At 60.9% G+C, this 8,731-nt stretch carries 9 protein-coding genes; 6 read left to right on the top strand and 3 right to left on the bottom strand.

All coding sequences use genetic code 11. The features are described 5' to 3' along the window. Both Y707_RS0118435 and Y707_RS33570 read right to left on the bottom strand, forming a co-directional pair. A partial coding sequence (locus Y707_RS0118435; protein WP_035782588.1) for an IS1380 family transposase occupies positions 1-1,374 on the bottom strand: 1,374 nt, incomplete at its 3' end. A gap of 151 nt (positions 1,375-1,525) precedes the next feature. Beyond that, positions 1,526-1,882, bottom strand: coding sequence for a fibronectin type III domain-containing protein (locus Y707_RS33570; protein ID WP_026536163.1), 357 nt, complete (start codon positions 1,880-1,882; stop codon positions 1,526-1,528). A 69-nt stretch (positions 1,883-1,951) separates the two neighbouring features. Between Y707_RS33570 and Y707_RS33565 the strand changes: the two genes are divergently transcribed. Further along, positions 1,952-2,308 (top strand): DUF2188 domain-containing protein, encoded by a 357-nt coding sequence (locus Y707_RS33565; protein WP_442853312.1) that lies wholly within the window; start codon positions 1,952-1,954, stop codon positions 2,306-2,308. Between the two features lie 144 nt (positions 2,309-2,452). On the opposite strand, the gene Y707_RS27450 is transcribed toward Y707_RS33565, so the two are convergent. Further along, complete coding sequence (locus Y707_RS27450) at positions 2,453-3,568, bottom strand: HoxN/HupN/NixA family nickel/cobalt transporter (RefSeq protein ID WP_253905257.1); 1,116 nt, start codon at positions 3,566-3,568, stop codon at positions 2,453-2,455. Between the two features lie 239 nt (positions 3,569-3,807). Between Y707_RS27450 and Y707_RS0118415 the strand changes: the two genes are divergently transcribed. The 5 genes from Y707_RS0118415 to Y707_RS27445 form a co-directional block, all read left to right on the top strand. Further along, a complete protein-coding gene (locus Y707_RS0118415) occupies positions 3,808-4,137 on the top strand; it encodes a hydrogenase maturation nickel metallochaperone HypA/HybF (protein WP_026536162.1) in 330 nt (109 codons plus the stop codon). A gap of 1 nt (position 4,138) precedes the next feature. After that, complete coding sequence (hypB, locus tag Y707_RS0118410; RefSeq protein ID WP_026536161.1) at positions 4,139-4,990, top strand: hydrogenase nickel incorporation protein HypB; 852 nt, start codon at positions 4,139-4,141, stop codon at positions 4,988-4,990. A gap of 49 nt (positions 4,991-5,039) precedes the next feature. Continuing rightward, complete coding sequence (locus Y707_RS0118405) at positions 5,040-6,101, top strand: NADH-quinone oxidoreductase subunit B family protein (protein WP_026536160.1); 1,062 nt, start codon at positions 5,040-5,042, stop codon at positions 6,099-6,101. A 24-nt stretch (positions 6,102-6,125) separates the two neighbouring features. Continuing rightward, on the top strand, positions 6,126-7,919 hold the full coding sequence (locus tag Y707_RS0118400; RefSeq protein ID WP_026536159.1) for a nickel-dependent hydrogenase large subunit: 1,794 nt from the start codon (positions 6,126-6,128) through the stop codon (positions 7,917-7,919). After that, positions 7,920-8,731, top strand: an 812-nt coding sequence (locus Y707_RS27445) for a NifU family protein (protein WP_051442184.1), incomplete at its 3' end; no start/stop codon positions are given.

Raw genomic sequence — 8,731 nt, 5'->3', positions numbered from 1 at the left:
TTTCAGCATGGCTGTGAACAGGTCGGTGAACGCTGTTTCCCAGGGCCAGCCTTTGGGCATGTGAAGCAGGACTTTTCGGGCGCTGGACGCGATTCTGGCCGGGATGTTAATCAGTTTCCGGCGGATGGTGCCGGTCCTGGCTTTCGCCAGCCCGTTGCCAGCTGCAGCGGCGGCTGCGCGGGTGAGGTTGTAAGCCATAACGGCCAGCACCAGCCAGGCAGCGTTTGCAGCGAAAACCCCTGAGGGCAGGTGCGCCAGAGCGCTGTCCTTCAGATCGGCGTTGACCTGCTCGATGATGGCGTGGGCGCGGTGGGTTTTGTCCGCGGCCACGGTATCCAGGGTCTTTGAAGGAGCTGTGGTGAAGAAGGCGTGGAACCGGTGGGTGTCGAACAAGGTTTCCTGCCCATCACTGGCCTTCGGGTTCAGTTCCGGGATCCGGCGCACGATGAGGCGCCCGGCGATGCGTTCGTCCTTTTTGCGGGAGCTGAACGCGGTGAACGGGATCTCGGCGACCTCGGCCTTGGAGATCCAGGCCCCGGTGTTCTCGTCGTAGACAGCGTCCGTGTATTGGATCGGGGTCCACGCGTCATCGGTGATGGTGCCGATGGCGCGTTTGACGGCCGGGTCCATGCGGACGGTCACCGACACGTCCGCGCCGGCCTTCATGGCCGCGGCCACCGTGGCGTAACCGTAGAACGCCGAGTCCGCGCGCATCAGTACTTTGCAGCCGGCGTTGATCTTCCTGACGGTGGCCAGGGCGTCTACGACCAGTTTGGCGGCTCCGCGGGCGGAGTTCGCCGCTCCTTTGCGCAGCCTTTGGGCGGCGACCAGCGGGGTTGAATCCGGGACGGTGACCGTGGCCAGCAGCGCGTTCAGGCCCCGCAGACCTGAATAGCCGTAACCGGAGCCCTGCTTGGCGTAGCCGTGGACTTCGATGATGGTGTCGTCCATGTCCACGAACGTATAGCCCTTCTCCGGTGCCGGCAGCAGCGGGGTACGTTCGGCCAGTGCGGTCAGGAAGCGGGAGGCGACCGCGTCGAGTTGGCGGACGTGGCCGAACGTGAAGGTGCGCAGGAACGAGCCCAGCGTTGAGGGTGCGTAGCGGGCTTTGAACAGTTTGCCCGTCCCGCCGTGACGCAGCAGTCCCATGTCGTCGATGGCGTCAGCGCCTGCGGTCATGCCGGCGACCAGCGATGCGACCTTTAGTCCGGCATTCGCGCCTTTGTCTGTCGGCACGGACAGCCACTCGGCGGCCAGATCCTGCAGGCCGGCGTCCTGAGCCAGGCCCATCGCCGGAACCAGCCCCGCGGTCGACACAAGGTTCTCGTCATCGAAGGAAACTGACATCGAGCCGGGACTATGGAAAAGTTGCATCTACGGGACGCCCTCTCTTGAGGTGGAAAATTTGTCTGTGGTAAGTCATATTTTCCCTCAAAAGACGGGCATCTCCCGTTTAAAACGCCGACGTCACCCCAAACCCGATCGGTGGATCAAGGCTTAGTACCGAGCCGTGACGATATTGAACTTAGCAGAGGCGGCGCTGCTGCCAATTTTGTTCGTGAAAGTGATCGTCAAATGCGTACGCCTTACCGGCGCTCAAACCCGTGATCTTCACGCTGGTTGCGGATCCTGGCATTTTTCCACGTCCGATTTTCTTGGTCCTCGAGTAGTCCGTGACAGTTTGGCTGGTCAGAGTCGGCCCGCCGTCGCTGCCTTTGGTCCAGGACAGTGACGCTGATTTACTGCCCGCATTGCTTTTTACATTCCTTGGGGCGGACGAAGCCTTTGCCCTCGGAGCGGCCGCAGTGATGATATTGGATTTCGTGGATACGGAGCTGCTACCGATTTTGTTGGCCGACGAAATGCCGATAACGGGGCGCATATGTCAACTGTCTGAGGACAGGGATGTATCTATGGGGTCGAATTTTGCGAGCAGGGTTCTTTCGGCAAGTTGGGCAAACTTTTGGGTTGCCGGACATACCACGAGGGTGATAGTTGGAAGAACCGGGTGCAGGGCAATACCAAGGCATTCAACACCGCCGGCACGAAAAGTGAAGCCGAGGCTGAGGGACGGCGTATGGCCAAGCAGAGAAAAGTTGAGCACATTGTGAAAAAGATGGATGGAACCATTGGAGAACGTAACTCCCCCATCGGCGGCTCCGGACAGGTCCGGCATATGAGTCAAAGCGATTCGACTCCCTCCCCCGGGAACAGGAACCGCTTTTACCTGTTGGCTCTGGCCGCAAACTTGGGCACATACAGCCGGGGAAGCCAGATCACCGTGCGCCAAGCGCTGGTTATCGCCTGACCCAACGGCTGGTCGACCTCGGCGGTGCCGGCCATTTTCGCCAGCGTCACCACTGCTTCCATCTTTTGATCCATCCGCGCTGTGCAAGCGGCCGCGGTCCGCTGCGCAGACTGGTGCTCTCTACGTCCGGACCAGCGCTTAGCGTCACGGAGGTCCGTCCCGGCCCTGAAGAGTCCGGGACGGTGTTTCCCCGTGTACCTCGGGAACTTGAGGGCCGCTGACTTTCCAGTACGCGAGGGCTGCAGCCCACAAGAGGAGAAAGACGCCGACGACGATAAGTCCGAAATTCCCGAGATCGATCCGGGCGACCCAGCCCAGGGGTCCGGCAGTTATCCGCAGATTCTCGGAGACTGCACCGATCAGAGCCACGGACGCGACAAAGAACGCGACAAACACCGAAACCGAAGTAACCGCCAGATTGTAATAGATTCTGCGAAGTGGACGCTCAAAGGCCCACTCGTAGGCCCGCTGCATCAGCAATCCATCAAGAGTGTCAAAAAGGACCATGCCAGCGGCGAAGAGCACTGGCAGCACCAGAACGACATACCAGGGCAGTGCCAAAGCGGCGCTGCCTGCCACGACGAAGAGACCGATCGTTGTGGCGGTATCGAAGCCGAGGCCGAACAAGAGTCCTATCGGATACATTTTTGCCGGGCGGTTGATTTGGCTGGCGATCGGTCTGAGGATGCGGTTCAGCACTCCCCTGCTCTGCAGGTGGGCCTCCAGTTGGCCCTCGGTGAAGCGCCCATTCCTATAGTCGGCCAACGAACGCCACAGGCCCTTGAAGGCGATGAGGTTGATGCTGCCCAGCAGCAGCAGGAAACAACCCGAGAGCAGGGCGCCCCATAAACCTGCTCCTTGAAGCAGCAGCGATTCGGTGTCCGACATCTGGGCCGCCAGCACATTAAGCCCGCCCGCCAGCAGAGCCACCGCGGCGACGACAACCGAGGAATGTCCCAGTGCAAACCAGAAGCCTACGCTGAGCGGGCGGGAGTTTCCGTTTTCTATGAGCTTCCGGGTGGTGTTGTCGATGGCCGCAATATGGTCTGCATCGAAAGCGTGGCGGATGCCGAGCGAGTAGGCCGTGAGCGCGAGGCCCACACCGAAAATCTGGGAGCCCGCAACCTGGTAGGAGCCTGGAAGGACAGCAACAGCAAAAGTGCCCCACCCGATAACGTGGAGTCCAACGACGACGATCAGCATCATCAGCAGGTGCCGTTTCTCCCGGGGGCCCCATCGACGTTGCCTGATACTCGACACGGTGCCTCCCAAGGCGTTCCAGCACCATTGAGGCCGGTACATAATTCCTTGCGCCGGTGATGCGCCCGGCGGTGCTTGCTGTACATCCTAAGGCGTATTTCGTCTGTTGGCACGGGCGGTAACGCCAATTTGTTCCTCATTCCTTACGTTACATATTTTCTGATTTTGCATTAAGGCACACATGTGCTATTGCCGTTTTCCTGGTACTGGCCTAGATTGAAACGACGAGGTGACACGTCGTGCATGAATTAGCTATTACTCAGAGCCTGCTCGAGACGGTCCTTGGCCGGACGGGCGAGCGCTCAGTCACGGCCGTCCGCCTCCGCATTGGCCAGCTTTCGGGGGTGTTGCCCGATGCTATGCGTTTCTGTTTTGAACTGGTGTCTGAGGGCACACGCTTAGCGGGAGCGAAATTGCAGATCGATGAACCGCAGGGCAGAGGGTGGTGCCGAAGCTGCCAGCAGGAATTCATCATTCCGGATTCCATCCCGCTGTGTCCGTGCGGCAGCGCCGACGTAAAAATCACCAGTGGCCGCGAACTTATGGTCATGTCAGTGGAAGTGGTCTGAGATGTGCACAACGTGTGGTTGCAGCGACGACGGCGGCATCCGGATATCGACTCTCGACGGTTCCCCGCAACAAGAGCACCCGCACCCGCACGGCGGGGACCATGCCCATCAGCACTCTGACGGTTCCGGACACAGCCATGAAAGCACCGAGACCATCGACCTCGAAGAGAATCTCCTCGCTAAAAACGATCTGCTGGCGGCGCGGAACCGTGGCTGGTTGGCGAACAGAGGTATCAGGGCGTTCAACGTGATGAGCTCCCCCGGTGCTGGAAAGACTACCCTCCTCGTCCGGACGATCCAGGAAATGGGAGACCGGCTGGACATCTCGGTGATCGAGGGCGACCAGGAGACGAACCTCGACGCCGACCGGATCCGCGCCACCGGCCGCCCCGTAATCCAGATCAACACCGGAGCAGGATGCCATCTCGACGCGGACATGATGCAGCGCGGACTCGTTGCCCTGGCACCGGCAGCAGATTCAACACTCTTCATAGAGAACGTCGGCAATCTAGTGTGTCCGGCACTTTTTGATTTAGGCGAAACCGCCAAACTCGTAATCATTTCTGTCACGGAAGGTGATGACAAACCGCAAAAGTATCCGCATATGTTTATGGCAGCCGACTTGGTGATCATTAACAAGTCCGACCTGCTCCCCTACGTCGAGTTCGACGTCGACGCCTGCCTTCGACAGGCGCGGCAGCTGAACCCCGACGTCGAGGTCCTTATTCTCTCAGCCACCACAGGCGAAGGCCTGGATGGCTGGTATGACTGGTTGGCACGCCCACCGGCCATCCCGACGGTTTCTACAGATGCCGGAACGGTCCCCGAGCGCGAAACCACGCTGATGCGCTGACTGCGCTGCATGACCCCACGCCAAGTTGTGCGAACCCTAGGAGGCAAAGGTGCCTGCACAAACTGTTAAGCAAGTCGCCGAAGACACTCTCATCCATGTCTTGTGGATCAATGCGGGCCTTAGCTGCGACGGGGACTCGGTTTCCCTCACCGCTGCTACACAGCCAAGCGTTGAGGAGATCGCACTCGGCGCGTTACCGGGACTGCCACAAGTGGCCATGCACTGGCCGCTAATCGACTTTGAATGCGGCCCGCAGGAAGGTGCCGACGACTTCCTGGAGTGGTTCCGTAAGGCAGACCGCGGCGAACTTGAACCATTTGTCCTTATCGTGGAGGGCTCGATACCCAACGAGAAACTGCATGCCGAGGGCGGATACTGGTCCGGCTTTGGAAACGACTTGGAAACCGGACAGCCGATTACGACCAGCGAGTGGCTGGACCGGCTGGCGCCGAAGGCCACAGCGATCCTCGCCGCTGGAACCTGCGCCACCTATGGCGGGATCCACGCGATGGCCGGAAACCCCACCGGAGCGATGGGCGTGCCGGATTATCTGGGCTACGAGTGGAAGTCGAAGGCAGGCATCCCCATTGTCTGCGTCCCAGGCTGTCCGGTACAGCCTGACAACCTCTCGGAGACCATCACCTATCTGCTGTATCAAGCAACCGGCCAGTCCCCGATGATCCCGCTCGACGAAGCGCTGCGGCCCACCTGGCTGTTCGGAAAGACGGTGCACGAGGGCTGCGACCGCGCCGGGTACTACGAGCAAGGCGATTTCGCCACCGAGTACGGCTCGCCCAAGTGCATCGTCAAACTCGGCTGCTGGGGCCCGGTGGTCAAATGCAATGTCCCCAAGCGCGGTTGGATGAACGGAATTGGCGGCTGTCCCAACGTTGGCGGAATCTGCATCGGTTGCACGATGCCGGGCTTCCCCGACAAGTTCATGCCGTTTATGGACGAACCACCCGGGGGAAAAATTTCCACCAACTCCGTGAAGCCATACGGAGCGGCGATGCGGACCCTGCGCCATATCACCACGAACACTCTGGATAAGGAACCACGCTGGCGCAAGCCCGGACGTGAACTGCTCACCGGTGCCAAGCGCACCTGGTAAGAACGCACACAGAAAGGCGAAGCAATGACTTCAACGATCCCGATGCCTTCAAAGGGCGGAACGACAGACGATGGACTTGTCGAGATGAACTGGGATCCGATTACCCGGATCGTCGGCAGCCTTGGCATCTACACCAAAATCGACTTCAAGAACAACCAGGTGGTCGACTGCAAGAGCACCTCCTCGATCTTCCGCGGGTACTCCATCTTCATGAAAGGCAAGGATCCCCGGGACGCGCACTTCATCACGAGCCGGATCTGTGGAATCTGCGGTGATAACCATGCAACCTGCTCCTGCTACGCGCAGAACATGGCCTACGGCGTGAAGCCCCCTGCCCTCGGTGAGTGGATCGTGAATCTGGGCGAAGCCGCCGAGTATATGTTCGACCACAACATCTTCCAGGAGAACCTGGTTGGGGTCGACTACTGCGAGAAGATGGTCTCCGAGACCAACCCATCGGTGCTGGCGAAAGCGGAGAACACGCGCGCCCCGCATGAGGGTGAACACGGCTACCGCACCATTGCCGACATCATGCGCTCGCTCAATCCGTTCACCGGTGAGTTCTACCGCGAAGCCCTGCAGGTGAGCCGGCTGACCAGGGAAATGTTCTGCCTGATGGAAGGACGCCACGTCCATCCCTCGACGCTGTATCCAGGCGGGGTCGGAACGGTGGCCACTATCCAGCTGATGACCGACTACATCACCCGGCTGATGAGGTACGTGGAGTTCATGAAGAAGGTCGTGCCCATGCATGACGACCTCTTCGACTTCTTCTACGAGGCGCTGCCCGGCTACGAGCAGGTAGGTTTGCGGCGCACGCTGCTCGGTTGCTGGGGGTCCTTCCAGGATCCGGATTTCTGCAACTTCGAGTACAAGGATATGACCGAGTGGGGCCGGAAAATGTTCGTCACCCCGGGCGTCGTCGTCGATGGGAAGCTGGTGACAACCGACCTGGTGAAGATCAACCTCGGCATCCGGATAATGCTCGGGTCCTCCTACTACGAGGACTGGAACGACCAGGAAATGTTCGTCACCGAGGATCCGCTGGGCAACCCGGTCGACCGGCGCCACCCGTGGAACCAGCATACGAATCCGCAGCCGCAGAAGCGCGACCTGGAGGACAAGTACAGCTGGGTGATGTCGCCTCGCTGGTTCGACGGGACGGACAATCTCGCCCTCGATACCGGTGGCGGCCCACTGGCCCGGTTATGGTCGACGGCGTTGGCGGGGCTGGTCAAGAGTGAGTACCTCGAGTCGACCGGCAACAGTGTCAAAATCAACCTCCCCAAGACAGCGCTGAAAGGTCCGGTGGAGTTCGAATGGAAGATTCCGCAGTGGTCCAACACACTCGAGCGGAACCGGGCCCGCACCTACTTCCAGGCCTACGCCGCCGCGGCGGCGCTGCACTTCGCCGAAAAGGCGCTGGAGGAAATCCGCGCGGGCCGGACCAAGACCTGGGAAACCTTCGAAGTGCCGGACGAGGCCGTCAGTTGCGGATTCACCGAGGCCGTCCGTGGCGTACTCTCGCACCACATGGTCATCCGGGACGGCAAGATCGCCAACTACCACCCGTATCCGCCCACTCCCTGGAATGCCAGTCCGACGGATTCGTCCGGGACACCGGGCCCTTATGAGGACGCGGTACAGGGCCAGCCAATTTTCGAGGAGAACACGCGAGAGAAGTTCAAGGGAATCGACATCATGCGGACCGTGCGCAGCTTCGACCCCTGCCTGCCATGCGGGGTGCACATGTACCTCGGCGACGGCAAGACCCTGGAGAAGCTGCATTCCCCGACCCAGTCGTTGACGGGCGAGTAGATGACGACGACGACGCGGACCAGCAGCAGCGACCGGGCCGGCCCGGCGGCTCCGGAGGCCGAACCGTCCACCGTTGCGGCAGAACAGTCCGACGGCGATCGTCGGGTTCATGCCACCGGTGAACGGATCGGCACCTTGCTCGATGCCTTGGGCGCCGGTGGTGCCCTCGCCCGCGAACGCGCCGAAGACCTGGTACGTGAAGTCACTGATCTTTATGGTGGGGGCCTGCAGCGCATCCTGGAAATCCTGGATGAACGGGCACTACTCGACGAAGCTACCTTGGACGCGCTCACCGCGGACGAACTCGTCTCCAGCCTGCTGATCGTCCACGGCCTGCATCCCAAAGACGTCGGCACCAGGGTCAGCGAGGCGCTGGACAGCGTCCGGCCTTACCTGGGATCGCACGGTGGCGACGTCGAATTGCTGGATATCAGCGACGACGGCGTCGTCACCCTCCGCCTGCTCGGCAGCTGCCACGGATGCCCCTCGTCCTCCGTCACGCTCAAGCTGGCCGTCGAGGGGGCGATCGAATCGGCCGCCCCGGAAGTGACCTCCATCCAGGTCGAGCAGGAACAAACTCCCGCCGCATCGCCAGCGCTGATTCCCATCGAAGCACTGCGCAGCCGCCTCACCGGTTCAGCGGACACCGTCGGCGGTTCGTGGGAGCCCGTCCCTGAAATCGAACAGCTCGAGCCAGGTGAAGTGGCCGGTTTCGACCTGGATGGGTTGCAGGTGTTGGCCTGCCGCACCGGCCAGGACCTGTATGCCTTCCGGTCCTACTGCCCGGGATGCACCGGTGCGATGGCAGGTGC

The sequence above is a fragment of the Arthrobacter sp. H14 genome, assembly GCF_000520495.1.
GTDB lineage: Bacteria > Actinomycetota > Actinomycetes > Actinomycetales > Micrococcaceae > Arthrobacter_C.
Note: the sequence above shows the minus strand (reverse complement) of the source record. Positions and strands in the feature narration are given on the sequence as shown.